Raw genomic sequence first — 25,827 nt, 5'->3', positions numbered from 1 at the left:
TTCAAAAAATCAAAAGTAAAAACTCTCCTCGGACTAAATCTTCAGAACATATACGTTCAACGGTTTACAAAGATTTTAGAACAGTCCCATATAACTCTTAAATAAAAATAATAATTTCTTTGATTTTAAAAAAATCAAACACCGTTTGATTGACAAAATTCAAATGTCGTTATATCCTAATTATACAAATTTTTGCTCAAGGAGGCTTTAAAATGGGAGAGTATAAAAGACCAACTGTTTCCATAGTGGGAGCGGGGAATGTTGGGGAGCATGTAGCAAATTTGATAGCAATCAAAGAATTAGCAAATATAAAACTTTTTGACCTGCCCAAAAAAACAGAAGATAAAACTTTTGAAGTTGTAAAAGGAAAAGCTCTTGATATTAAACAAATGGCTGCAGCTCTTGGGGTTGATGTTGATATAAAAGGGTACAATGTCACTCCGGATGGTCAAGGTTATGAACCAATGAAAGATTCAGATATAGTTGTAATAACAGCCGGATTTCCAAGAAGACCGGGAATGAGCAGAGATGATTTACTTACAGCAAACGTTAACATCATAAGAACAGTAGCAGAAAGAATAGCATTGTATGCACCAAACGCCGTTGTTATAGTGGTTTCTAATCCGGTTGACGTTTTAACCTATACAACGTTAAAAATCACAGGTTTTAACAAGCATAGAGTTTTAGGAATGGCCGGAGTTCTTGACACGGCAAGATTTAAAACTTTCATATCTCAAGAACTTAAGGTCTCTGTATCAAATATAAACTGCTTTGTCCTTGGTAGTCATGGAGATGATATGGTTCCTTTAATTTCTGTTTCAAACGTTGGAGGAATTCCTCTTAAGAAATTATTTACAGAAGAAAAGCTGAAAGAGCTTATAGATAGAACAAAATACGGGGGAGGGGAGATTGTTAACTTAATGGGAACCTCTGCCTACCATGCACCCGGAGCTTCTGTCGTTGAAATGGTAGAAGCAATCTTAAAAGATAAAAAAGAGATTATGCCATGTTCTATTTATTTAGAAGGAGAGGATGCAAGATTCTATGAAGCTTACGATATTTGTATTGGTTTACCGGTTAAAGTTGGTGCCCATGGATGGGAGGAAGTACTAAAAGTAGAGTTAAGCCAAGAAGAAAAAGCAATGTGGGAATCTTCAGTTAAATCTGTAAAATCAGGAATTGAGAGAATAAAAGAGTTAAAATTAATATAAGCTTTTGTTTATATTGGAGGTAGAAACCTTTGAGAGAAATACACGTTAATGAAATCATAGATAAAGTTAAAAATCTTGTAATGGATAGTGAATACAAGCTTCCGGAGGATTTTATTCAAGCAATAAAAATAGCAAAAGAAAAAGAAGAATCTCCACTTGGAAGAGAAATATTAGATGAAATTTTAAAGAATGCAGAAGTGGCAGAAAAAGAGCAAGTAGCTTATTGTCAAGATACTGGCTATCCTGTATTTTTTGTGGAAGTTGGTCAAGATGTTAAGATTGTTGGCGGAAGTTTGAGAGAAGCTATAAATGAAGGTGTTAGAAGAGCTACAAAAGAAGGATACTTAAGAGCATCTTTGGCTTACGACCCAATTTTTGACAGAAAAAACACGGGAGATAATACTCCAGCTTTGATATACTTTGACATTGTGCCAGGAGATAAAATAAAAATCAAATTTGCTGCAAAAGGTGGCGGGTCTGAAAATCAAAGTAAACAAGCTATGTTAAAGCCGGCAGATGGATTAGAAGGAGTTAAAAAATTTATTCTTCAATCTATAGCTAACGCAGGTCCAAACGCGTGTCCACCCTTTACAGTAGGCGTTGGCATAGGTGGAACTTTCGATTATTCTGCAGTGTTGGCTAAAAAATCTCTTTTTAGACATATTGGAGAACGTCATCCAGACCCAAGAATAGCAAAATTAGAAGAAGAGCTTATAGAACTTGCAAACCAGCTTGGGGTTGGACCACTTGGATTTGGTGGAACAACAACGGTTGTGGATGTAAAAATTGAAATCGCACCTTGCCATATTGCTTCTTTGCCAGTTGCTGTTAATATCCAATGTCATGCAGCAAGACATAAAGAGATAGAAATATAGGAGTTTGACTATGGTAGAAGCTAAAATAATCACAACACCTTTAACAGATGAAGTTATAGAAAATTTAAGAGCCGGAGATAAAGTCTTAATAAACGGTTGGGTCTATACAGCAAGAGATGCAGCACATAAAAGAATGCTTGAAGAGTATGAAAAAACTGGAAAATTGCCTTTTGACGTAAAAGGTCAGGTCATTTATTACGTTGGACCTACACCGGCAAAACCGGGTCAAGCAATAGGTTCGGCAGGACCTACAACAGCTTACAGAATGGACAAATACACTCCAAAACTTCTTGAGCTTGGACTAAAAGGAACCATAGGTAAAGGATGGAGAGGTCAGGAAGTAAAAGAGGCTTTAAAGAAATATAAAGCAGTATACTTTGCTGCTTACGGTGGAACGGCAGCGCTTTTATCTAAACATATTACAAAGGTAGAAATGGTAGCATACGAAGATTTAGGGCCGGAGGCAATCAGAAAGCTATATTTTGAGAATTTTCCTGTAATTGTTGCTAATGATATATATGGTGGAGATGTTTTTGAAGAAGGTCAAAAGAAATATAGAAAATTAGTGATTTAAGTTCAATTATAAATATTGAATATGTAGGGGTGAGAAATTAGGGATTTTTATAAAATTTAGATGAAGGAATCCTTGGGACTAAGGTCCTCGGGATGACATAGAAAGGTTGAATGATAAGCATCAGAGAAAGGTAACCTTATTTGTCATTCTGCAGCCGGCGAAGAATCTCCTCTTTTATTAAATTTCTCACTCGACGTATTTTTTTAATATTAAGAATTTTAAAAATCATTGATATATAGAATTTTTAGCTTAGCTTTTATTAATTAAGACCATTGAGGAAAAGGTGGAATGCAGGTTATACCGATAGATTTTCTTGAAGTTTTGGAAGAGCTGGACCCAAAAACAAAAAATGCAATTATAAAACTTGTAAAGTTTTTGGGCGAAACTGTAAAAAGAGAAGACTTTGTAGAGCTAAAAACAGAGGTTGAAAAGCTTACTATATCAGTAAAAGATTTAACAACGTCAGTAAAAGAGCTTACAGAGAATCAAAAGAAGTTAGAAGAAAAATTTCAGCAGTTAGTTGAGACACAAAGGCAGACAGAGGAAGAATTAAATAAACTTACTGGAAGGATTGAACAGTTAACCGAAAGATTAGACCAGCTCACAGAAAGGGTTAATCAACTTGTAGAAGCTCAAAGACAAACAGAAGAAAGATTAAATAAGCTTACTGAAAGGGTTGAACAGTTAACAGCATCAGTAAAAGAACTTACAGAAAATCAAAAGAAGTTGGAAGAAAGACTCGTTAAAGTTGAAGAAGGTATAAAACTAACAAGAAAAGAAGTTGGCGGACTGGCCCATACTGTTGGATACACATTAGAGGATAGAGCTTATAAATCTCTACCAAAACTATTGAAAAAAGACTTTGATATAGATATAGAAGGAAAACTTATAAGAACTTACTTAGAGTTAGGCAAAGAAAAGTTTATTGAAGTTAATATTTTTGGAAAAGGAAGACAGAAAGATAAACAGGTTGTAATCATAGGCGAAGGTAAAAGTCAGCTTAAAAAGACAGATGTAGATAAGTTTTTGAAAACGATTGAAATGATTAAAGGTTTTTTTGCTGAGAAGATTATACCTATAATGATTACTTATCAAACATTGCCACAAGTAGATAGATATGCAGAAGAAAAAGGAGTAAAGATTTACTACTCATATGACTTTGACTAAATCAATACAAGGAGGTTGACGTAGATGAAAGTCCATGAACATCAGGCAAAAGAGATTTTTAGAAAGTATGGTCTACCGGTACCAAGAGGTTATCCGGCTTTTGATGTTAAAGAGGCTGTTGAAGCAGCAGAAGAGCTTGGAACATGGCCGGTTGTTGTGAAAGCCCAAATTCACGCAGGCGGTAGAGGAAAAGCCGGTGGTGTTAAACTTGCAAAATCTATAGAAGAGGTTCAACAAATAGCATCAGAGTTACTTGGTAAAAAGCTTGCTACATTCCAAACAGGACCGGAGGGTTTACCGGTTAGCAGATTATATATAGAAGAAGCTACAGCAATAGACAAAGAGTTCTATGTGGCTATTACACTTGACAGAAGTAAATCTAAGCCAATTATCATGGTTTCTGCTGCTGGTGGTATGGAAATAGAAGAAGTAGCAGCAACAAATCCGGAGGCAATTATTACCCAAACAATAGAACCATTCATAGGATTAAGAAGCTATCATGCAAGAGAGCTTGCTTTAAAACTTGGTCTTCCAAAAAATCTATTAAACAAAGCTGCATCAATTTTTACAACTCTTTATAAGATTTATATAGAGTTAGATGCTTCAATGGTTGAAATAAATCCATTAGTTTTAACAAAAGATGGAAATATTGTTATTCTTGATGCAAAAATAGAGTTTGATGATAACGGATTGTTTAGACATCCAGAAATTATGGAAATGGACGACCCGACTCAAATTTCGCCGTTAGAAGTAGAAGCTAAAAAATTCAACTTAAACTACATAAAATTAGATGGAAATATTGCATGTATGGTTAACGGTGCAGGCCTTGCAATGTCAACTATGGACACAATCAAGCTTGCTGGTGGAGAACCTGCAAACTTCTTAGATGTGGGTGGTTCTGCAAACGCAACCCAAATAGCAAACGCATTTAAAATAATCCTCTCAGACCCTAACGTAAAAGCAATATTTATAAATATTTTTGGTGGTATTTTAAGATGTGATAGACTTGCAGAGGGTATTATCACTGCTGCAAAAGAAGTATCTATAAACGTTCCTGTAATCGTTAGAATGGAAGGAACAAACGTAGAACTTGGTAAAAAGATGCTTCAAGAATCAGGATTGCCATTAATTACTGCTGATACAATGTGGGAAGGTGCATTAAAAGCAGTAGAAGCAGCAAATAAACAACAGTAAGGAGGTTAAGATGAGCGTATTAGTAAATAAAAATACAAAAGTAATTGTTCAAGGAATAACCGGAAGAGAAGGAAGCTTTCATGCTACACAATGTAAAGCATACGGAACACAGGTTGTAGGTGGAGTTACTCCCGGTAAAAAAGGTGAAAATGTAGAAGGAATACCTGTATTTGATACTGTAAATGAAGCAGTTAAAGAAGCTGGGGCAGACTGTTCACTAATCTTCGTTCCACCGCCATTTGCAGCAGATGCAATTTTAGAAGCAGTGGATGCAGGAATAAAAACAGTAATCTGTATTACAGAGGGTATCCCGGTTAATGATATGCTACCTGTAAAACAGTACATCAAAAAATACTATCCGGACACAGTTTTAATAGGACCAAACTGTCCGGGCGTAATCACACCGGGAGAGGCAAAAATTGGAATTATGCCTGGTCATATCTTTAAAAAAGGCAACGTTGGAATAGTTTCAAGAAGTGGAACATTAACATACGAAGCGGCATATCAGCTTACAACAAGAGGAATTGGTCAATCAACGGCTGTAGGTATTGGTGGAGACCCAATTCCGGGAACAGTTTTTGCCGATGTTTTAAAATGGTTTCAAGATGACCCAGAAACTGAGGCAATCGTTATGATTGGTGAAATCGGTGGAACAGCAGAAGAAGAGGCTGCAGAATTCATAAAATCTTATGTTAAAAAACCGGTTGTTGCATATATAGCAGGGGTAACAGCACCACCAGGAAAAAGAATGGGACATGCCGGAGCTATTATTTCCGGTGGAAAGGGAACAGCAGCAGAAAAATACAAAGCTTTAGAATCTGCAGGAGCAATAACGGTTAAAAACCCATCAATAATTGGAGAGACTGTAGAGAAAATTCTAAAAGGAAATTAATAAATTCATCCCGAGGCTGTAAAGCCGAGGGATCACTTTTTATATAAAAATAAGTTTAAGATTATGAAAATTAATAATTTTGTGATGATTGTCAGTTAAAAAAATAAAACAGCGTTATAAAATTCTTGACAAGAAAATAAAACAATGTTATATTTTTTTAAAATTTGAATAAGGTTATAAAACTCAAGTAGGAGGATTTAGCGATGGCTTTTGATTTAACAATTAAGTTTGCAGGTGAAGGTGGAGAAGGTGTCATCTCTGCTGGTGATTTTACAATGAGAGCGGCAACGTACTTAGGTCTTGAAGTTGTTACTTTTAAAAGCTTTCCGGCAGAAATTAAAGGTGGTTATGCACTCTCTCAAGTTAGAATGTCTGATGAAAAAATCTTATCTCAAGGTGATGGATTTCAAATACTTTTTGCATTCAACGGTGAAGCTTATGAAGTAAATAAACCACTTTTAAAACCCGGAACGGTTCTCGTTTGGGACGGACCAGAAGGTGGAGATTTTGAACCAGAATTTGACTGGTTAGAAAAACAAGGCGTTATAGCTTATGCTGTTCCTATGTCTAAGCTTGCAAAAGAAGAAGTTGGTGCATACATTACAAAAAATATGGTAGCTCTTGGTGCAGCATCTGAATTGTTTAATATTCCAATAGATGTTTATAAAGAGCAAATCGTTTCTAAATTCTCTAAAAAAGGACAAGATGTAGTAGACCTAAACTTTAAAGCTTTAGACGCTGGTATTAACTGGGTCAAAAATAATATCAAAAAGATAGACCCTTACAGATTGCCAGAAAGAATGCCAAGAAAAGATGTTATCATCCTTGAAGGTAACGAAGCAATAGCTCTTGGTGCAGCAGTAGCTGGCTGTAAAGTTTTTGCTGCATATCCAATTACACCAGCAACAACAGTTGGTAACTATTTATCAGAAATAATCTTAAAAGCAAACGGTTATGTGTACCAAGCTGAAGATGAAATTTCTTCGATGGCTATAGTAATTGGTGCGTCTTTCTCAGGCGTAAAAGCAATGACTGCAACATCTGGGCCCGGTGTATCTTTAATGCAAGAGCTAATAGGTCTTGCATCAATGGCAGAAATTCCAGCTGTTATCGTAGATGTTCAAAGAGGTGGACCATCAACCGGTATGCCAACAAAACACGACCAAGCAGATTTATACGCAGCCGCAATAGGTGGTCATGGTGATGGTCAAAGAATCGTCATAGCACCTACAAACGTTGAAGAAAACTTCTATCTAACAGTTGAAGCTTTCAACCTTGCGGAAAGATATCAATGCCCTGTATTATTCTTAACCGATGCATCATTATCTTTAAGAGCAGAAGCAATTCCAACACCAAACATTAAAGAAATTCAATCAAAATTAATCAACAGACCATTGATTACAAAAGATATGAACGTTGATCCAAATGAAATCTTAAGATACAAAGTTACAGAAACTGGAATTGCACCAATGCTTGCTCCGGGTGTATCTCCAAAGCCATATGCAGCAACTGGATTAGAGCACGGCGAAGACTCATCCCCAAGAACAAGACCAGACGTTAGAGTAAAAATGATGGAAAAAAGATTTAAAAAGCTTCAAAATATAGAAGATGAGAACCAACATCTTATAGAGTGGGATCTTGGAGATTTACAAGAGGGCGAAAAAGCTGATATCTCTGTAATAGCATGGGGATTAACAGCATCTATCACAAAAGAAGCTGTTCAAAGATTAAGAAAGAAAGGTTATAAAGTGGCTGCACTTTATCCAAAACTCTTGTATCCTGTTCCGGCTAAAGCTATTGAAAAAGTTGCAAGCATGTCTGATATTACTCTTGTACCTGAAGCTAACTATACAGGTCAATTTGCAAGATTTATTAGAATGTTTACAAATGTAAGACCAGTTCAATTCAATGTTTACAGAGGAGAGCCATTTATACCTGCAGAAATTGAAGCTAAAATTGAAGAGTTAGTAGGAAGCAAAGTTAATGCTTAAAAATTTTTAACAGGAGGTAAGTAGAAATGTCATACCGATTTGTAAGATTACAAGAAAAATTAGAACCAAAGGATTATAGAAGTAATATAGAGCCAACATGGTGTCCTGGTTGTGGAGACTTTGGAGTTGTTAGTGGACTTGCAAAGGTTTTTAGCGAAGAACAATTTGACCCAACAGCTTTAACACTCGTTTCAGGAATTGGATGTTCGTCAAGATTACCTTTATGGATGAATGCTTTTGGAGTTCATACTTGCCATGGTAGGGCAATACCTGTTGCAGTTGGTGCGAGACTTGCAAAGCCAGAAGTTCCAGCAATTGTAACAGCTGGTGATGGAGATTTATTCTCTATTGGTATGGAACACTTTCCACACGCTGCGAGAAAAAACTTTGATTTGACTGTTGTTTGTATGGATAATAGAATGTACGCATTAACAAAAAACCAACAATCTCCAACTTCAAGAACTGGATACAAGGGTTCTTTAACACCTTATGGAAACATTGAAGAGCCAATGAATACAATAGCATTTGCAATTGCATGTGGAGCAACGTTTGTAGCTCAGACCTACTCAGGAAATCCAAAGCATGAAGCAGAAATCTTAAAAGCTGCTGTAGAACATAAAGGATTTTCTTTTGTAAACATATTATCTCCATGCCCAACATACAACAAGATAGATACATTCCAATACTACAAAGGAAGAACTATAGATATTAACAAAGACTTAGGTCATGACCCATCAGACTACGCAAAGGCTGTTGAGCTTGCATCCCATGCATTAGATCACGATAATGACCCTAATGCAAAAGTTCCACTTGGTATCTTCTTAAAGATTGAAAAACCTACTTTTGAAGACAAAGTCCTTGCATTGAAAGAAAAGTTTGGTGCTACTGACAATCCAGACTGGGATAAAATCTTAGAAAGATACAGACCATAACATATCTATATAGGCAGGTCTTCGTGCCTGCCTTGATTTTTTGATTTTCAACCCTTTTTCAAAACTCTACTAACAGAGATCACACCTGGCGTATTCTTTATAGATTTTAAAATTCCATTTAAATGCTCTTTATTTCTAACTTGAATTGTTAAATCTATGATTGCCTTACCAGATTTTAAAGTTTGAACACGAGCATTTGATATGTTTGATTTTGCATTGGCTACTGCATTAGAAACATTTGCAAGCATTCCGGGCTTATCTTCAGTAAATATTTTTATTTGAGAATTGTATAGATGATTTATATTTTTACCCCAAGCTACATTGATGATTCTTTCAGGCTCTGATTCTAAAACCGGTTTTATATTAGGACATTCTTTTCTATGAATAGCAATACCCTTTCCTTTTGAAACTATGCCATAAATTTCATCACCCGGGACTGGCATACAGCACTTTGATAAATGAGACAAAATATTTGATATTCCATCAACTTCTATCGTAATATCCGAAGCTGTTTTTTTGGTTTCTGATTTTGTTTCTGTATCTTCTTTATCTTCCCTTAAAAGTCTAATCACTTTTGCAGGTGAGATTTTTCCATCACCAAGAGCAGCTAAAAAGTCTTCGAAGGTTTTATAATTATATTTTTTTAATATTCTATTTCTTTCTTCTTCTGTTAATGTGCTCAATTTTTTATTAATCTTCTTTAAAAATTTATCTAATAACTTTTCTCCAAACTTAATTGACTTTTCTTTCTCAATCTTTGCTATATATTGCTTTATGTTTGTTTTTGCTTTAGATGTGACTACAAAATTAAGCCAATCTCTTGAAGGATTATGTCCTTCTTTTGTGATAATTTCTACAACATCGCCACTTTTTAGCTTTGTATCAAGTGGAACTAATTTACCATTTACTTTAGCCCCAACTGCTTTATGACCAACCTTTGTATGTATGGCATATGCAAAATCTACTGGAGTTGAACCTGATGGAAGTTTAATCAAATCGCCTTTTGGTGTAAATACATAAATTTCATCAAGTATTAGGTCATTACTAATATCGTTTATTATTTCGCTACTTGAATTTTCTTTTAATGTTTCTAACAGATTTTTAAGCCAAACAAATGTTTGTGCATCTTTTTCTGTTAAATCTTTTCCACCTTTATAAATCCAGTGAGCAGCTATTCCCTCTTCTGCTATTTTATGCATTTGGAAAGTTTTTATCTGTATCTCTACAAATCTTCCTTCTGGTCCTACAGCAGTTGTATGAAGTGCTTGATAAAAGTTAGATTTTGGAAGTGAGATATAATCTTTAAATTTACCCGGTACAGGCGTCCATATTGAATGAACGACCCCTAAGGCTAAATAACAGTCTTTTACATCTTCAACTAAAACTCTAACTCCAAAAACATCATAAACATCGCTTAATTTAAGGTTTTTTCTTAATGTTTTTTCATATATGCTGTATAGGTGTTTATATCTGTATTGTATTTCTGCTTTTATTCCATGCTGCTTTAAAGCATCTTTAAGAACCGGTATTACTTTTTCTGTGAGATATTTTTCATACTTTTCTTTTGAATGGGCAAAATATGTAGCAACTTTTTTATACTCTTCTGGATATAGATACATAAACGCAAGGTCTTCTAATTCTCTTTTTATATTCCAAAGACCAAGTCTGCTTGCTATTGGAGCATATATTTCAAGCGTTTCTTTGGCGATTCTTTTTTGTTTATCTTCTCTTAAATGCTGAAGTGTCTTCATATTATGAAGTCTATCTGCAAGCTTAACAAGTATAACTCTTATATCTTTTGCTGTTGATATAATTAATTTTCTAAAATTTTCATACTTTGCATCTTCTAAATTTTCAAACTGATACTTTCCGATTTTTGTAACACCATCAACAATTTCAGCAACCTTTTTACCAAATTTTTCTTCTATCTCTTCAAGGGTAGTATCCGTGTCTTCAACAATATCATGTAAAAGCGTAGAAATTATAGAAGTTTTATCTAATTTTAAATCTGCTATGGTTTTTGCTGCTTCTATTGGGTGAATATAATAAGGTTCTCCAGATTTTCTATACTGGTCTTTATGCTTTTCAATGACATAATCAATAGCATTTTCTATTTCTTGTTTTTCTTCTGGTTTTAGATAATCTATCTTATTTAAAAGCTCTTTTGCAGGTGCATCTAAGGTTTTCATTGCATTCCTTTTTAAAATATTTATTTTACAATGTATTTACGCTTCTTATTATAATATATCTATACGTCGGGAATTCAATAAAAATATGAGATTCTTCGCACGGCTTCAGAATGACATCATTCGGAAGTTCCTCGTCATCCTGAGGACGTAAGTCCGAAGGATCTCCTCTTTTAAAAAGTCAGAAAGTGAGTAGAGGCAATTCATGAATTGCCCATACAGTAAATAAGTGAGAGGTAAAAAGATCAGAGATTCTTTGCCGGCTTCAGAAATGACGATACTGATTTTTGTAAGCAGTCTCATACATTATATTTAGTGAAAAAGCTTAGATTTTTGCTGAATGTTTAGAACTTACAAATTTATATGTGAAATCTCATACTCACCTACTCACTTTTTTAATATATTCGATTTTCATTAAATCTAAGAAATAACTTGATTTTTTTGATTTTTAGTGTTAAATTAGTATAACATCGTTTTAATAAATTTTAAATTTTTAGGAGGTTAATTCCTATGACAACCGCAACAGATAAAGCTGTAAGAGAAATTAGATGGCACGGAAGAGGTGGTCAAGGTACCGTTACCGCTGCAAAAATGTTAGCTTCAGCTGCTATCATAAGAGGTAAATATGGTCAAGCAATGCCAGAGTTTGGTCTTGAAAGGTCTGGAACACCAGTTAAAGTCTCAACAAGAATATCAGATAATCCTATAAATACCAGAGCACCGGTTGACAGTCCAGAAATAGTAATTATAACAGACCCATCATTAATGTTTACTATAAGAGATATCATAGTAAGTGGTACAGATGAGAATACAATTTTTATAGTTAATACAAATTTCCCACCAGAAAAAGTTAGACAAATACTCGGTATACCAAATAACGAGCTTTGGATTGTTGACGCTTCAAAAATTGCGATGGAAGAGTTCGGAAGAAACATTCCAAACACTGCAGTTTTAGGAGCTGTAGCAAAAGCCACAGGTTTGGTAGACTTAGAAGCTTTAGAGCAAGAGATCACTGAAGCATTTGGTGCAAGTTCTAAATTAAGAAACGTTCTTGAGCAAAATCTTAAAGCATTAAGAAGAGGATATGAGGAAGTTTATAAAGCTTAATTAATTTCAGGAGGTTAATTGTTATGTATGAATTAAAAAAATGGTTTGAAATACCGATAGGCTCTATAGTCGCAGAAGCCGGGTCAAGTATGATTAATAATACTGGTTCTTGGAGAATGCTCAGACCTGTATTAAATACAGAAAAATGCACGAACTGTTTAATCTGCTGGATTTTTTGTCCAGATGATAGTATTCCCGTTAATAGAGAGCAAAGATTTGAAACAGATTTTATATATTGTAAAGGATGCGGAATTTGTGCCGTTGAATGTCCTTATGACGCATTAGAAATGGTTCCAGAAATGGAAATTAAGTTAAAAGAGCTTGAGTAATTATAGGAGGATATAAACATGCCAACAAAAGTAATCGCGTTAACAGGTAATCAGGCTGCAGCTGAAGCAATGAGGCAAATTAACTTTGATGTAGCTGCAGTTTATCCAATATCTCCACAAACAGAATTAATGGGATTTTTTGCAGAATATGTTGCAAATGGTGAAGTAGATACAGATATGGTTGCTGTAGAAGGCGAACACTCAGCAATGGCTGCATGTATCGGTGCTGCAGCAGCCGGAGCAAGAGTAATAACAGCTTCGGCAGGTCCGGGTATTGCGTATATGGTTGAAAACTTATACATAGCTTCTGGTATGAGATTACCAATAGTTTTAATTGACGTTAATAGAGCATTATCCGCTCCTTTATCTATCCACTGCGACCATGCGGATTCAATGCTAACAAGAGACACAAGCTGGATTTCTATTTTCTCAGAAAATGCTCAAGAGGCATATCACAATCTTATTATGTCTGTAAAAATCGCAGAAAAAACAATGTTCCCAGTAATTGTTAACTATGATGGATATATAGTTTCTCACTCTATCGAGAACGTGGAAGTCCTCGATGATGAAACAGTAAGAAATTTTGTAGGACCATCCGGCATCCACAGAATCCCTTATCCATTGCTAGATGTATCTAAACCTGTAACTTATGGAGCAACCGCACAGCCAGACTATTACACAGAATGTAAATATCAACAACACGTAGATTTCTTAAAAGTATACGATATTTTCAGAGAAGTTGCACAAGAGTTTGAATCCATCAGCGGAAAATATTATGATTTCATAGAAGAGTATATGACGGATGATGCAGAGTACATTGGAATTTCCATGGGTTCTTCTTTTGGTACATTGAAAGATGCAGTTAATGCACTAAGAGCACAAGGTAGAAAGGTTGGAGCTATTAAAATTAGATTATACAGACCATTCCCTGTAAAAGAGGTAGCAAGAGCTTTATCTAATGCTAAGGGTGTTGCTGTATTTGATAGAGCAGACTCTTTTGATGGAATTGGCGGTCCATTGTTTAAAGATATTGCATCTGCAGTATTCCATAATCAAAATAGACCATTAATCCACAATTTTATTTATGGTTTAGGTGGTAGAGAAATTCATGAAGAAGAATTTATGAAAGCCTTTGATAGAGTTGAAAGACTTGAAAAAGGCGTTGAATCAAGAGATTATTTAGTAGAATACTTACAAGCGAGGGCGTAATCATGGCAAAAAAAGTAACCATTCAAGTATTAGCAGATTTAGCTCAAGAAAGAGAGGAAAAATATCATTCTCATAATCCATTGGCTCCTGGTCATAGAATGTGTATCGGCTGTGGTATTCCACCAATTGTTAACGAAGTGTTATTAGCTATTGATAAGCCAGTAGTAGTATCAACTGCAACAGGTTGCCTTGAAGTTACAACAGGAGTATATCCATATACAGCATGGAATACGCCATGGATTCATGTTAACTTTCAGTCTGCGGCGGCTGTAATTGGCGGTGTAGAAGCTGCTTATAAAGTTCTTAAAAAGAAAGGTTTGATTGATGAAGATATAGAGTTTGTTGCATTTGGTGGTGATGGTGGAACTTACGATATTGGATTCCAATCATTATCTGCAGCAGCAGAAAGAGGTCATAACTTCCTTTACGTTTGCTATAACAACGAAGGGTATCAAAACACAGGATACCAAAAATCTTCTGCAACGCCTATTGGTGCATATACTAAAACAACTCCGGTTGGTTCTGCTAAAGTAGGAAAGCAAGAGCCAAGAAAAGACTTGACTATGATTATGGCTGCACATGGTATACCTTATGTAGCTCAAGCATCTCCTCATATCTATAGAGATTTAACAAGAAAAGTTAAAAAAGCTTTAACTTTTAAAGGTCCAAAATTTATTAACACACTTCAACCTTGTACTCTTTCTTGGAGATTTGCTCCAGAAGATACAATGAGACTCGCAAAGCTTGCTGTTGAAACAAGATACTGGCCAGTGTATGAAGTAATCAATGGTAAATACTGGAAAGTCAACATTAAACCAAAAAGACCAAAACCAATTGAAGAGTATATCTCAGCTCAGCCAAGATGGAAACACGTATTAAAATATCCAGAAATCGTTGAAAGAATTCAAAAAGAAATAGATGATAAATGGAACCATCTATTAGCTTTAGAAGAAATGTCTAAAGCACTTGCTGAGAAAGAAGGAATAGATTACGAAGCACTTTTCGCAAATCCTGAAGACAATAAAGAAGGTCAATAATCGAAGAGGGGGTTACTGCCCCCTTTTTTCTTTTTCAATCCTTTGAATTTTTTCTTCTAATTCAAGTAAATCTGTTTTTGGTTTTTCAACATCTTTAAAACTTCCTCTTAAGAATAAAGCAACAATGATTGAAAGAAAACCCAATAGCGTCGCCAATCTTGCAAAAACTACCACGACAAAAGGTCCTAAGTCTGAGCCTTCAGTAAATTCTTGAACAGTTCTAATAACGATTGCAGTTCCAACAGAAAAAATTATAGCTAAAACGATTACTAAGATGATAACTTTTTCACTTTTTCTCATTTCCATCACCCTCTGATATAATATATCTCAATTTGTAGATTTCAAATTTCTGAGGTTACCAACATGGCGGAAAAAGTCTTTATAAACGGAAAAGAGTTTGAGCAAAAAAATCTGATTAGACCTCTTATGTATGGAGAAGGGGTTTTTGAAACCTTTAGATACAAAGAAAAACTGCCAAAATACATAGACTACCACTTCGAAAGACTAAATAAAGGTTGTGAGATTTTAAATATTCCTAAAATAACAAAGGAAGATTTTCTTTTTTATATAGAAGATGCAGTAAGTAAATCAGAAGTTAAAGATTTATACGTAAAAATAATTATATTATCGGAAGGAAACTCTTATTTTCCATTAAAGCCTTATGGAAAAAATGTTATAGTCATTACTAAGCCATATGAACCAATAAAGGAAGAGATAAGACTTACAGTTTCACCTTACAAAGTCCATTCTTCAGACCCACTTTTAAAAATCAAATCTACTAACTATCTAAGAAACATCCTGATAAAAAGATATGCAAAAGAAAATGGATTTTTCGATTGTGTTATTTTAAATGAAAATAACTTTATTACAGAAACATCTTCAGCTACTATTTATTGGATAAAAGGAAGGTATTTATATACTCCATCTCTTGATAACGGTGTTTTAGATGGTGTTTCAAGAAAGGTTATTCTACAAGAAGCAAAAACACAAGGTTTTATAGTTGTAGAAGGAAGATTCACATTAAAAGACATTAAAGAAGCAGACCTAATATTTATCAGTAATGCTTTGCATGGTTTGATGAAAGTTAAAGAAATTAATATATAAAACCGAAACATACCTTAGGTGAGAAATTAGTGGTTTTTATAGAATTTAAAGAGGAGATCCTTCGGACTTACGTCCTCAGGATGACAGCGAAAGGTTGATTAATAAGTATTATAGGAAGGGTAACTTTGTTTGTCATTCTGAGCGAAGCGAAGAATCTCCTACTTTTATTGAGTTTTTCACCCGGTTATTAAAGAAATAATATACAAAACCGAAACATTTGTAGATAAGACTTATTGAGGAGTTAAGAATCTTGAGATATATAATCTTTCTTTTATTATTGATTTTTAGTTTTTCTGCATATTCTTCAGAAATTTTAAAGTATCAATTTGAGTCTATAATTAGGGATATAAACAATGAAAATGATGCAAAGGTTGGAATATTTATAAAATCTCTTTCTGAGGATGATTTTACATATATGTACAATTATAGAAATCCATTTATTCCTGCTTCTAATCAAAAACTTATAACAACTATCTCTGCAATAGCAAATTTATCCCCAGATTTTAAGTACAGAACAACCCTTGCCACAAATGGTAATGTTAAAAATGGAACATTGTATGGAAATTTATATCTAATTGGTGGCGGAGACCCATCGCTAACAGTCCAGGATTTAGAAAATATGGTTAAAAAACTGAAAGAGTATGGAATAAATAGAGTTGAAGGAAATCTTATAGGTGATAATTCATATTTTTCTGAAGAAGGTACAGGTCAAGGGTGGCCTGAAGATGATTTAAACTACTGTTTTACAGCAAGATTTAGCGGACTTTCAGTAAATGAAAACTGTTTAAGAATTTCGGTTAATATAAAAAACGGTAAAGTTTATGTTTCTATGAATCCTTTAAATAACTATTATCAAATCGTAAATAATATAGAGTTTTCAAAAAAAGCTGGAAATGTAATTTTAAGAGTTGAAGGTAATAGATTAATTTTAGAAGGTAAAGTTTCTTCAAAAAGGAGTTTAAATTTAGAATTTTCTATTCCGGTTAATCATCCATCAATATTTACTCTATCAGTTCTATCAAAAATTTTAGATGAAAATGGAATTAAAGTTTCAGGAAAAATGTATTTAGGAAAGGCTGCATCATACAAATATTTTGTTATTCACCAGTCAAAACCGTTAAGAGAGTTAATCAAAAAAGCAAACAAGGACAGTAATAATTTTTATGCAGAGCAAATTTTTAGAACGATAGGTAAGGAAGTTTATGGAGTAGGAAGTACATACGCATCAGCAAGAGCAATCATAGATACATTAAGAAAAATGCATGTAGCAACTGAAAATATACGAATTTACGATGGAAGTGGACTATCAAAATATAACTACACTACTCCAGAAGCTTTAGTTAAAGTTTTAGACTATATATACAAAACTCCTTATTTCTATGATTTTTTTGAATCTTTAGCAATCTCTGGAGTAGATGGAACTTTAAAACACAGATTAAATGACCAATCTTTGAAAGGAAGAATAATAGCCAAAACGGGTTATATTAAAAAAGTTAAGAATCTATCTGGTTATGTAAAGGCTTCCAACGGCGAAGTATTTGTTTTCTCTATCTTAGTTAATGATTTAAAAACTACGGAGATAGCTAATAAACTTCAGGAAAAAATTTGTAGCATCCTTGCTCAATATCCACATATGGTTGGAATTGGTAAGTTGAATACAAATAACAAAATTAGATAGATTTTGCTTTTTAAGAGTAATTAATCAAGACCATTTAGTCTTAGGTTTTTTGATTATCAAGCATCAAAGAAAGGTTGACTTTTTGCTCATTCTCCAGCCGTACGAAGAATCTCCTGTTTTTCTTACCTCTCACTTATTCACTTACTCACTTTCTCACCTTTTTAAAAGAGGAGATCCTTCGGCTTACAGCCTCAGGATGATACGGAAAGGAAGCTTGCAAGAATTTTGGAACACTCTTAAACATATGAATTTCTCACTAACCTACCATTTCTTTTAACGTATTTTCTACTTCCACTAAATAACCTTTTCTTACACTATCATCTACATATGGAACGCTGTAGAAAAATTTTATTTTTATGAAATCAATCCCGCAAAATCTAAAAATCTCCTCAAAAGTTTTACTTAAACATTTATCAAAATTATCTCTTTTATATTCTTCTTCACTACCACCAAAGTTTGCAAAAATAACAACTTTTTTACCTTTCAAAAGACCTTTTATCTCATCACCTTCCATAACATAAGCAAAACCATAAGAGAAGACTCTATCTATGTACCCTTTTAAGATTGCAGGCATGTTATACCACCAAATAGGATAAACTAAAACAATCAAATCTGATTTGCTTATAATTTCTTGTTGCTTTTTAACATCTTCTGAAGCAGTCCCTTGCTGAATGTTTTCAAAATCTTTTGCAGATAGAATAGGATTAAAGTTTATGCTGTAAAGGTCTACCACTTCCACGTTAAAACCATTTTTTGATAAAAAATCAAAAGCTGTTTCTTTTATAGCATTTGAAAAGCTTTTTGGATTTGGATGTGCGTATAGTATAACTGCGTTTTTCATCTTTCACTCCTTTTTAATCAGTTATTTTAACATCTCTTTTAAATGGGCTGTTGTTTGGTGTGTATTATGACACTTAGAACAGTTATTCATAGATATCCAGCTTAGGTTTTTATAAACTTCCTGCTTGTTTTTGCTTTGCAGGGCTTTTGATAGAAGGTCTAACTTTTCATTGAGCTCCTTGCCTTGATAAATTTCTACAGACATTTTGTTAGTATGACAATCATTGCAGCTTTGAGATAAAGATTTTAATCTTTTAACAAAATTATTTCCTTCTGCTATAGCTTTTTCTGGTTTATTATCTTCTAAATAAATTCTTATCTTTTTCATAGAATCTGTCATCTTTTTCATGTAATCTTCAAACTCTAAATTACTTCTGCTAACAGGGTCTTCTAAATTTACTAAACTGAAAGATGGATAATGATACATAATTTTGGTGGCAATCTGTTGCTTTTGATGACATTGAGCACAAGATTTTCCGACTATATCAGCATTTAGCTTTACCTTATCAAAATTTTTCTCTTTAACAGCATTCACAAGCTGGTCTATTTCAGATTTCTTCAAGGCTTTATCGTACTCCGGAACAAGCTTTCCGATGTTAAGATAATTTTCTCTCAAAATATTTGCCCATTTTAAAGCATTATTCCAATCATTTTCTTGAATGTTTACAAACATACCTGTAAAAGCTGTAGACATTGCATGCATAGAGTTTAAAAATTCAAACTTGTTAGAAGTAGGAGGAAAGTATTTACTCAGTGTTTGAGGTGGTTTTTCTAACTTTATTTCTTGAGCAAAAGACACTGATGCTAAAACTAAAGCTGAAACGATTACCTTTTTCATAGCAAGCCCCTTTTAAAAGTTTTTTAGCCTTATGTTATAATGATAATTGTAATTAGTAAAAATTTCAAATAAATGATGAAATTCATATTTTAGAAATTGATAGAATAAGATAATTATATACCTTAGGTGAGAAATTAGTGGTTTTTATAGAATTTAAAGAGGAGATCCTTCGGACTTACGTCCTCAGGATGAAAAGGAAAGTGGAAAAGTGGAAGAGGGTAGGGGCGATTCATGAATCGCCCTTACAAAAGTAAAGTTGTTACTCTGCAGCCATGCGAAGAATCTCTTACTTTTACTGAATTTCTCACCCGACATATTGATAGAATAAGATAATTATATTGACTTTTAAATAATCAGGAGGATATCATGTCAGAAATAAAGCCAGAAATTTTAGAAAAAATGATAAAATTTGCAAATAACTTTGCTGAAAAATCAGGTACTGTGCCAAATCCTAATGAAGAAGTAAGAATGGCTGTAATTCAAGGATTGGCAGCTCATGTCCAGGAGCTTGGAAAACCACTTTGCCCTTGTAATTTTTATCCAAATAAAGAAGAGGAAGTTAAAAAAAGAAGATGGATTTGTGCTTGTGATGAGATGCAAATATTTAAATACTGTCATTGTCTTTTATTTACAACGCAGGAAGGAGTGCCAATAACAGAATACTTACCAGAATGGCATGAAGGCAGGCAAATTTACGGTCTTGTAAAAGACCCAACTCCAGATAAGGGAAGAGCTTTATCTAAGGTAGAGAATATCATTGAAAACCTAAAAGAATTTGTTAAAGAGCATGGATTAGACATTCCAGAAGAAGAAATCGTAAAGTTTGCCCAAGAAACGGCGAAAAAGAAATAAATAGCCTAAATTTTTGGAAAAAATTAAAATGGTTTGTAAGGTAGAAGAAAAAATCAATGAAGAAGGAAATTTAGACAAAAAAGATTTAGAACTAATTTATGAGATTGTACGTAGACAATTGAAGTTTATGATCAAATATAACATTCTAATGATACCTAAAAACTTCTCCATTTTATTTAGAATTTTCTGCAATATTATTGAAAACAATAGAAATGTATCTGAAAGAGATATATTAGCTATGTATAAAGCTGATTTAAACGATTTAGAGATGAGTCGGTTAGATGAAAAACTCTTAGAAATTGAATCAAGAAAAGATATTACAGACAAATTGGAATTAATAGCTGAAGAAATAGATGAAAAAGTTTTCCAAATTCTTGAGGTAATGAACTTACATCAAGAAAACATAGCAAAACATGAGAATATTATAAAAGAAAATGAAGATTCAAAATTTTTAACTATTTTAGAGCATTTAAAAATGTTAAAACAGCAAAATGACAGATTAATGTCTAAGCTTGAAGAATATCATAAAGAGATAATAAGATTAAATACAGAGCTTAAAGTTGTAAAACAGGAAGCAACCTTGGATTTTCTTACTAGTCTTGTAAACAGAAGAAGTTTTGATAGAGCTTTAAATGATTTAATTAAAGATTTTAACGAGAAAAAACTCCTTTTACACTTATTTTATTGGACTTAGATAATTTTAAACAAATTAATGATAAATTTGGACATCCGGCAGGAGATTTAGTTTTAAAAGAAGTTTCAAATTTACTACGTACTTATTTAAGAGCAAATACAATAATAGGAAGGCTCGGTGGAGAAGAATTTGGAATTATATTGCCAAATGTCACTTTAGAAAATGGTAAAAATGTAGCTGAAAGAATAAGAAATGTAATTGAAAATCATGAGATTAAGTACGATGGTAAAGTTATAAGAATCTCTGCAAGTTTAGGAGTTACTCAAGTTAAAGAGGGTGATACAATTGATACTTTATATAGAAGAGTTGATGAGGCATTGTATCAAGCAAAAAGAGATGGAAAAAATAAGGTAATTGTTGCTGAGTAAAGTTTATTAGTTTTTATTTTATTCATTACTCACACTAAAACTTGCACCATTTTTAATTAATTCTCTTCCTAATCTTCTTGCCATTTCTTCATCTTTACCCGGTTCTCTTCCTGCCCTTGTTAAATAACCACCTGCCATAAGACAGTTAGCAACCTCAAAAGCAATATCATGATAATCTTTTAAATTTAGCTCTCTACCACCACACAACCTAATCTCAGATTTTGGATTAAATAATCTAAACAACGCAATAATTTTTAAGCATCTTAAAGGTGTTAAATTATGCTTATCTCCAAGAGGTGTTCCAGGAATTGGGATTAAAAAATTTAACGGTATTGAATCTACTTCTAAATCTCTATAAGTCATTGCCAAATCTATAATGTCTTCGTCAGACTCCCCCATGCCAAAAATTCCACCTGTACAAGTAGATAAACCAACCTTTTGAATCTTTTTAATCGTTTTATACCTTTCCTTCCACGTATGAGTAGAAACAATTTTCGAAAAATATTTTTCAGATGTTTCTAAATTATGATTTATTCTATCCACTCCAGCAACTTTTAACTTGTCTAAATCTTTTTCATCAACTGTTCCAAGTGAGCAGCAAACCTTTATTGGATAAGTTTTTTTAATCTCCTTTATAGCATCTGCTATTTTATCCACTTCTTCCTTAGAAGCCTTCCTTCCACTAACAACTATACAGTATCTATTAGCATTTATAGCAACAGCTTTTTCTGCACCTGCAAGCATTTCATCTTTACTAACTAATCCATAAGCATTGATAGGTGTTTTATAATGTGAGGATTGGGCACAAAATGAGCAATCTTCTGTACAAGCTCCGTTTTTAGCATTTATCAGACTGCAAAACTCCATCTGATTTTTAAAAAAATACTTTCTTACTTTTGAAGCTTCTTCAACAAGGTCCATTACTAACTCATCAGGAATCGATAGAATTTGAAGCCCTTCTTCTTTTGTAAGCTTTTCTCCGGATATTACTCTTTCTGCAAGATTATTTAAAATTTCCATTATTTCCTCTCGTTAACCTAATTTTACAGAAAAGTTTACATTAAAAAAAATGACTTTTCAAGTTAAAATGTGAGAAGGTAAAGAGTGAGGAATAAGTTAGAGGCGATTCATGAATCGCCCCTACACATCACCCGTCATTTTTATCCTAAAAACTTAAATCCGAAGAATCATATTATAAAGTGAAAAACTCTTTATTATCCTGTAAAAAAGCCAAGTTTGAAATATTTTTCAGTGTGATAAAATTATGTATTTGATATTTTATTTGAGGTTAAAAAATGCAACACCTTACACCTGAGCAAATAGAGGAGCTTAAAAATATCTTACTTGAATGGAGAAATCAGCTGATAGAAGATACAAAAAGAAACACAGGAGAAGCTCTTTCATTCGAAGGTGCTGATGAGATGGAAAGAGCAGAGGCTGAGACTTCAAGAATCTTAACACTTCGCAATCTTGACAGAGAAAGAAAGCTTTTAAAAAGAATAGAACAAACCTTACAAAAAATAGAGTATGGCGTTTATGGAATATGTGAATCATGCGGTGCCGAGATTCCATACGAAAGATTGAAAGTAAGACCTATTGCTTCTTTATGTATAAAATGTAAAGAAAAACAAGAAGAGGAAGAAGAAAAATGAGAGTAAAGCTTACAGATAGAGACGCTTTAGTTGTAGTTGATATGCAAAATGATTTTATGCCGTATGGAGTTTTGCCTGTAAAAGATGCTGACAAAATCGTTCCAACGATAAACAAATACATAGAAAAATTTGAAAATAAAGGACTTCCTGTTTTCTTTACAAGAGATTGGCATCCGGAAAATCATATATCTTTTAAAGGATTTGGCGGAATATGGCCTCCTCATTGCGTTCAAAATACAGAAGGTGCAAAGTTTCATCCAGACTTAAAAATTCCATTAGACAACAAATTTATCATTTCAAAAGGTTTTTTACAAGATTTTGATGCTTACTCAGGTTTTCAAAATACAGTTTTAGATAGCTTATTAAAAGAAAGAGGAATAAAAAGAATATTTGTTTGTGGTGTGGCAACAGATTTTTGTGTAAAAAACACAGCTATTGGCGGTGTAAATCTTGGATATCAAGTATTTTTACTAACTGATGCGATTAAGCCGGTTTTTGAAGATAAAGAGAAAGAAGTGATAGACAGTCTTTTAGAAAAAACAGTTGTAGCAGTAGAGCTTGAAGATTTAGAATGATGGATATAAACTACATCACACAAGAAAATCAGCTTGAAAGTCTAAAAGTATTACAAGATACGCCTTATCTGTATTTAGATACAGAAGTAATGATAAAAGATTTTGAAAACATAGATTTTTTCAATGATAAAATCAGGCTTATTCAAATTGGTGATGAAGAGAATACTTTTGTCATTGACTTACTAAAGATAAATCCTGAAGTGGTTAAAAATCATATTCAAAACCTGATAGAAAATAAAGGAATTATCGGACATAACTTAAAGTTTGACTTAAAATTTTTAAAAACAAATTTGAACATACTCCCAAAAATCGTTTTTGATACTATGATAGCATCTCAGATATTGGCAAAAGGAGACAGCAATCAAAGGCATTCTCTATCAGCATCTGCAAAAAGATTTGTCAGCTTAGATGTAGATAAAACATATCAAAAATCACCTTGGTGGGCAAAAGACCTTTCATCTGAACAGATAGAATACGCAGCAAAAGATATAGATACATTAAGACATCTTTTTAAAGAAGAGAAAAATCAATTAAATCAAGATAATTTGCATAAAAAGGCATCAGGAGAAACTTTTAAAGTTTTTGGTGTGATTAATCCGGTAGCAGCACTTGAAATGGCTTTTCTTCCGGCACTCGTAGAGATTGAACTCTCAGGCATTCCAATAGATGAAGAAGAGGCAAAAAAACTTCTAAAACAAAAAGAATCTGAATTTCAATCTGACTATATGAAATTTAAAATAAAAACAGGAGCAGACCCATTTTCTCCACAGCAGGTGGTAAACTATCTAACAAACAAACTTAAAATCAAATTACCAAAAACAGAAAAAGGTTCGTTTTCATCTCAAGATGTATTCTTAAAAGACTATGAAGATATAGAAGAAGTCAGACTGCTTTTAAAACTAAGAGCAGACAAAAAAATAATCGATAAAATCAAAGAGATATTACAATTTACAAGAAACGAAAGGGTTTACGGAGAGTTTAAGCAGATTGGAGCAGCAACAGGAAGAATGTCATCACTTCGTCCAAACCTTCAAAACATACCAAAAAATCTTAAATATCTGTTTAAACCTAAGGAAGGATATAAGTTTATAGTGGCTGACTACTCTCAGATTGAGCTAAGAATTGCTGCCCAGTATACAAAAGATGAAAACATGATTACCGCCTTTAATGAAGGTAAAGACCTACACAAGCTTACAGCTTCAATCATTACAGGAAAAAGTTATGATGAAATCACAAAGGAAGAAAGACAACTTGCAAAGGCTATAAACTTTGGTTTAATCTATGGAATGTCTCCAAAGTCGCTAGTAGAGTATGCAAAGGCTAATTATGGCGTCAGTATATCTCTTCAGGAAGCTAAAAAATTTCATGAAAATTATTTTAAATTTTACAAATCTTTTAAAGATTGGCATGACAAAGTTAAAGAACATCTTGATAAACACAGGTCTATTGAGCTTGAAACGTTGCTTGGTAGAAAGCTAATAGCATACAAATTTACAGACGCAGTTAACTATCCAATTCAAGGCTCAGGCAGTGATTTATTAAAAATGGCTGTTGTGTTTTTCTTTAAAGAAAGAAACGATTTAGATGCGAAGGTTGTTAACCTTGTTCATGATGAAATCCTGGTAGAAGTTGCTGCAAAAGATATAGAAAAGGCAAAAGAGGTTTTATCTTCATCTATGGAAAAAGCAGGAAAATTAATTTTAAAAGATGTTCCAGTTGCTTTTGAAATGGTTGTTTCTGATAGTTGGAATAAGGGGTAATGGAAACTGTCTATAAAGATGAAGCTATTGTTTTAAATAGAAAATTCGTAGGCGAAAAAGATTTAACTATTACTGTATACACAAAAAAATCCGGAAAAGAAAGCATATACATTCAAAACGGTCAGTATCTAAAAAATATGCCTTATTCAATACTTTCTCCATTTTGTTGGTTTAAAGCTGTGCTGATCAAAATAAAAGACAAGCTCATCATATCTGAGATAGACTCTTACAAGCAAATCGGCTACTACATAAGCCAAGATATAGAAAAATTTGAAGCAGGATTTAACATTATTAACTTTACATACAAGCTTGCACCACATCAAGATGAGAAAATCTTTATTCTTTTAAAAAAGAGTTTGTATTTTTTAACCATTTCTAAACTTCCAAAACTTCTTGAAATTTTGTTTCTTTTAAAGATAACCTACCTAAACGGAGAGCTTGATTTAAAGAGATTGGATTTAAACAGTAAAGAGTTTGATTTTTTAAAAGGTTTGATGGAAAAAAGCATAAAGGAAGCATCACAGATAGAGATAGAGAATGTAGAGTTTTTAGAGAGTTTACGAAGCAAGTTGATAAGGGAGTTGATTAGGGAGTAGGTAGGTTGTGATAAAATAATTGTTAAAATTTTTACAATACGTCGGGTGAGAAATTCAATAAAAACATGAGATTCTTCGCTTCGCTCAGAAATGACTGTGTGTATTTTTTTGAACAGCCTAACACTCTCGTAATTAAAACATAAGGCTACTTAATAGATTATAATTT

26 protein-coding genes are annotated in these 25,827 nt (G+C 33.2%); 21 read left to right on the top strand and 5 right to left on the bottom strand.

The window, feature by feature from the left end:
• The first annotated feature begins 212 nt into the window (after positions 1-212).
• The 8 genes from SYO3AOP1_RS03220 (at position 213) to SYO3AOP1_RS03185 (ending at position 8,836) form a co-directional block, all read left to right on the top strand.
• Complete coding sequence (locus SYO3AOP1_RS03220) at positions 213-1,211, top strand: malate dehydrogenase (RefSeq protein WP_012459340.1); 999 nt, start codon at positions 213-215, stop codon at positions 1,209-1,211.
• Between the two features lie 29 nt (positions 1,212-1,240).
• Positions 1,241-2,086 carry a fumarate hydratase gene (locus SYO3AOP1_RS03215; RefSeq protein WP_012459339.1) on the top strand — a complete coding sequence of 282 codons (846 nt, stop codon included), beginning with the start codon at positions 1,241-1,243 and terminating at the stop codon, positions 2,084-2,086.
• Positions 2,087-2,096: 10 nt separating this feature from the next.
• Positions 2,097-2,660 (top strand): Fe-S-containing hydro-lyase, encoded by a 564-nt coding sequence (locus tag SYO3AOP1_RS03210; RefSeq protein WP_012459338.1) that lies wholly within the window; start codon positions 2,097-2,099, stop codon positions 2,658-2,660.
• A 288-nt stretch (positions 2,661-2,948) separates the two neighbouring features.
• A complete protein-coding gene (locus SYO3AOP1_RS03205) occupies positions 2,949-3,827 on the top strand; it encodes a hypothetical protein (protein WP_012459337.1) in 879 nt (292 codons plus the stop codon).
• 24 nt (positions 3,828-3,851) lie between these two features.
• Positions 3,852-5,021 carry an ADP-forming succinate--CoA ligase subunit beta gene (gene sucC, locus SYO3AOP1_RS03200; RefSeq protein WP_012459336.1) on the top strand — a complete coding sequence of 390 codons (1,170 nt, stop codon included), beginning with the start codon at positions 3,852-3,854 and terminating at the stop codon, positions 5,019-5,021.
• 10 nt (positions 5,022-5,031) lie between these two features.
• Positions 5,032-5,913 (top strand): succinate--CoA ligase subunit alpha, encoded by an 882-nt coding sequence (gene sucD / locus SYO3AOP1_RS03195; protein ID WP_012459335.1) that lies wholly within the window; start codon positions 5,032-5,034, stop codon positions 5,911-5,913.
• A 203-nt stretch (positions 5,914-6,116) separates the two neighbouring features.
• Positions 6,117-7,904: a 2-oxoacid:acceptor oxidoreductase subunit alpha gene (locus SYO3AOP1_RS03190; RefSeq protein ID WP_012459334.1), complete on the top strand. Its 1,788-nt coding sequence runs from the start codon at positions 6,117-6,119 to the stop codon at positions 7,902-7,904.
• Between the two features lie 26 nt (positions 7,905-7,930).
• Positions 7,931-8,836: a 2-oxoacid:ferredoxin oxidoreductase subunit beta gene (locus SYO3AOP1_RS03185; protein ID WP_012459333.1), complete on the top strand. Its 906-nt coding sequence runs from the start codon at positions 7,931-7,933 to the stop codon at positions 8,834-8,836.
• A 47-nt stretch (positions 8,837-8,883) separates the two neighbouring features.
• On the opposite strand, the gene SYO3AOP1_RS03180 is transcribed toward SYO3AOP1_RS03185, so the two are convergent.
• Positions 8,884-11,025: a bifunctional (p)ppGpp synthetase/guanosine-3',5'-bis(diphosphate) 3'-pyrophosphohydrolase gene (locus tag SYO3AOP1_RS03180; protein WP_012459332.1), complete on the bottom strand. Its 2,142-nt coding sequence runs from the start codon at positions 11,023-11,025 to the stop codon at positions 8,884-8,886.
• A 507-nt stretch (positions 11,026-11,532) separates the two neighbouring features.
• On the opposite strand from SYO3AOP1_RS03180, the gene SYO3AOP1_RS03175 reads away from it, so the two are divergent.
• Genes SYO3AOP1_RS03175 through SYO3AOP1_RS03160 form a run of 4 tightly spaced genes read left to right on the top strand, consistent with a single transcriptional unit; the run spans position 11,533 to position 14,704 of the window.
• The gene (locus tag SYO3AOP1_RS03175; protein WP_012459331.1) at positions 11,533-12,129 is read left to right on the top strand and encodes a 2-oxoacid:acceptor oxidoreductase family protein; all 597 of its coding nucleotides are present in this window, start codon (positions 11,533-11,535) and stop codon (positions 12,127-12,129) included.
• 23 nt (positions 12,130-12,152) lie between these two features.
• A complete protein-coding gene (locus tag SYO3AOP1_RS03170; RefSeq protein ID WP_012459330.1) occupies positions 12,153-12,458 on the top strand; it encodes a 4Fe-4S binding protein in 306 nt (101 codons plus the stop codon).
• A gap of 18 nt (positions 12,459-12,476) precedes the next feature.
• Positions 12,477-13,667 (top strand): thiamine pyrophosphate-binding protein, encoded by a 1,191-nt coding sequence (locus SYO3AOP1_RS03165; protein ID WP_012459329.1) that lies wholly within the window; start codon positions 12,477-12,479, stop codon positions 13,665-13,667.
• Positions 13,668-13,669: 2 nt separating this feature from the next.
• A complete protein-coding gene (locus tag SYO3AOP1_RS03160; protein ID WP_012459328.1) occupies positions 13,670-14,704 on the top strand; it encodes a thiamine pyrophosphate-dependent enzyme in 1,035 nt (344 codons plus the stop codon).
• A gap of 12 nt (positions 14,705-14,716) precedes the next feature.
• Here SYO3AOP1_RS03160 and SYO3AOP1_RS03155 read toward each other — a convergent pair whose 3' ends face one another.
• The gene (locus SYO3AOP1_RS03155) at positions 14,717-15,004 is read right to left on the bottom strand and encodes a hypothetical protein (protein ID WP_012459327.1); all 288 of its coding nucleotides are present in this window, start codon (positions 15,002-15,004) and stop codon (positions 14,717-14,719) included.
• Between the two features lie 63 nt (positions 15,005-15,067).
• Between SYO3AOP1_RS03155 and SYO3AOP1_RS03150 the strand changes: the two genes are divergently transcribed.
• Positions 15,068-15,808 carry an aminotransferase class IV gene (locus SYO3AOP1_RS03150; protein WP_012459326.1) on the top strand — a complete coding sequence of 247 codons (741 nt, stop codon included), beginning with the start codon at positions 15,068-15,070 and terminating at the stop codon, positions 15,806-15,808.
• A 250-nt stretch (positions 15,809-16,058) separates the two neighbouring features.
• The gene (gene dacB / locus SYO3AOP1_RS03145) at positions 16,059-17,486 is read left to right on the top strand and encodes a D-alanyl-D-alanine carboxypeptidase/D-alanyl-D-alanine-endopeptidase (RefSeq protein WP_012459325.1); all 1,428 of its coding nucleotides are present in this window, start codon (positions 16,059-16,061) and stop codon (positions 17,484-17,486) included.
• A 256-nt stretch (positions 17,487-17,742) separates the two neighbouring features.
• Here the strand turns inward: dacB and SYO3AOP1_RS03140 are convergent, their stop codons facing one another.
• Complete coding sequence (locus SYO3AOP1_RS03140) at positions 17,743-18,327, bottom strand: NAD(P)H-dependent oxidoreductase (protein WP_012459324.1); 585 nt, start codon at positions 18,325-18,327, stop codon at positions 17,743-17,745.
• A gap of 21 nt (positions 18,328-18,348) precedes the next feature.
• Positions 18,349-19,164, bottom strand: a complete 816-nt coding sequence (locus SYO3AOP1_RS03135; protein ID WP_012459323.1) for a multiheme c-type cytochrome — start codon at positions 19,162-19,164, stop codon at positions 18,349-18,351.
• A 366-nt stretch (positions 19,165-19,530) separates the two neighbouring features.
• On the opposite strand from SYO3AOP1_RS03135, the gene SYO3AOP1_RS03130 reads away from it, so the two are divergent.
• From SYO3AOP1_RS03130 to SYO3AOP1_RS09535, 3 genes are read left to right on the top strand one after another with little or no spacing between them, the layout of a single operon-like run.
• On the top strand, positions 19,531-20,016 hold the full coding sequence (locus tag SYO3AOP1_RS03130; RefSeq protein ID WP_012459322.1) for a ferredoxin-thioredoxin reductase catalytic domain-containing protein: 486 nt from the start codon (positions 19,531-19,533) through the stop codon (positions 20,014-20,016).
• A gap of 13 nt (positions 20,017-20,029) precedes the next feature.
• The gene (locus SYO3AOP1_RS09540; RefSeq protein WP_281340785.1) at positions 20,030-20,710 is read left to right on the top strand and encodes a hypothetical protein; all 681 of its coding nucleotides are present in this window, start codon (positions 20,030-20,032) and stop codon (positions 20,708-20,710) included.
• A complete protein-coding gene (locus tag SYO3AOP1_RS09535; protein WP_049751886.1) occupies positions 20,701-21,078 on the top strand; it encodes a GGDEF domain-containing protein in 378 nt (125 codons plus the stop codon). The genes SYO3AOP1_RS09540 and SYO3AOP1_RS09535 overlap by 10 nt, the downstream gene beginning before the upstream one ends.
• Before the next feature lie 18 nt (positions 21,079-21,096).
• Here the strand turns inward: SYO3AOP1_RS09535 and bioB are convergent, their stop codons facing one another.
• Positions 21,097-22,098 carry a biotin synthase BioB gene (bioB, locus tag SYO3AOP1_RS03120; protein ID WP_012459321.1) on the bottom strand — a complete coding sequence of 334 codons (1,002 nt, stop codon included), beginning with the start codon at positions 22,096-22,098 and terminating at the stop codon, positions 21,097-21,099.
• A 275-nt stretch (positions 22,099-22,373) separates the two neighbouring features.
• Here bioB and SYO3AOP1_RS03115 point away from each other — a divergent pair, with 275 nt between their 5' ends.
• From SYO3AOP1_RS03115 to SYO3AOP1_RS03100, 4 genes are read left to right on the top strand one after another with little or no spacing between them, the layout of a single operon-like run.
• A complete protein-coding gene (locus tag SYO3AOP1_RS03115) occupies positions 22,374-22,730 on the top strand; it encodes a TraR/DksA C4-type zinc finger protein (RefSeq protein WP_012459320.1) in 357 nt (118 codons plus the stop codon).
• Positions 22,727-23,305 carry a nicotinamidase gene (locus SYO3AOP1_RS03110; RefSeq protein ID WP_012459319.1) on the top strand — a complete coding sequence of 193 codons (579 nt, stop codon included), beginning with the start codon at positions 22,727-22,729 and terminating at the stop codon, positions 23,303-23,305. The genes SYO3AOP1_RS03115 and SYO3AOP1_RS03110 overlap by 4 nt, the downstream gene beginning before the upstream one ends.
• Positions 23,302-25,065, top strand: coding sequence for a bifunctional 3'-5' exonuclease/DNA polymerase (locus SYO3AOP1_RS03105; RefSeq protein WP_012459318.1), 1,764 nt, complete (start codon positions 23,302-23,304; stop codon positions 25,063-25,065). The genes SYO3AOP1_RS03110 and SYO3AOP1_RS03105 overlap by 4 nt, the downstream gene beginning before the upstream one ends.
• Positions 25,065-25,661, top strand: a complete 597-nt coding sequence (locus SYO3AOP1_RS03100; RefSeq protein ID WP_012459317.1) for a recombination protein O N-terminal domain-containing protein — start codon at positions 25,065-25,067, stop codon at positions 25,659-25,661. The genes SYO3AOP1_RS03105 and SYO3AOP1_RS03100 overlap by 1 nt, the downstream gene beginning before the upstream one ends.
• Positions 25,662-25,827: the final 166 nt, after the last annotated feature.

Origin of the sequence: Sulfurihydrogenibium sp. YO3AOP1 (assembly GCF_000020325.1) — a bacterium.
In the GTDB taxonomy this organism is placed as follows: Bacteria; Aquificota; Aquificia; order Aquificales; family Hydrogenothermaceae; genus Sulfurihydrogenibium.
Note: the sequence above shows the minus strand (reverse complement) of the source record. Positions and strands in the feature narration are given on the sequence as shown.